This window comes from Aquitalea sp. S1-19 (genome assembly GCF_024343515.1).
The window spans coordinates 1-436 of the sequence record NZ_RJTZ01000361.1 but is presented as its reverse complement, the minus strand read 5'-3'; the positions used below and the strand labels follow the sequence as shown (position 1 = coordinate 436).

The following is a 436-nucleotide window of genomic DNA, read 5'->3' as shown; positions in this document are numbered from 1 at the left end:
GTGCTGATCAAGTCGCCGGCCGAAATGGGCGCCGATGTGGCGGTGGGCAATACCCAGCGCTTCGGTGTGCCTATGGGTTTTGGCGGTCCGCACGCCGCCTATTTCGCCTTCCGCGAAGATATGAAGCGCGCCGCACCGGGGCGCATTATCGGTGTGTCGGTGGATGCCAAGGGTAAGACCGCGCTGCGCATGGCGCTGCAAACGCGCGAGCAACATATCCGCCGCGAAAAGGCCAACTCCAATATCTGCACTTCGCAAGTATTGCTGGCCAACCTGGCCGGCATGTATGCCGTGTACCACGGCCCGGAGGGGGTGCGCCGCATCGCCACCCGCATCCATCGTCTGGCCGCGATTTTCGGCCACGCCGTTCAGGCTGCTGGCGGCACGCTGGTATATGACCGCTTCTACGACACGGTCGAGGTCGACTTGGGTGACC

At 63.5% G+C, this 436-nt stretch carries 1 pseudogene; it reads left to right on the top strand.

The features are described from left to right. Positions 1–436 (top strand): annotated as a pseudogene (locus EGI20_RS19055) (glycine dehydrogenase (aminomethyl-transferring)); the annotation flags it as partial.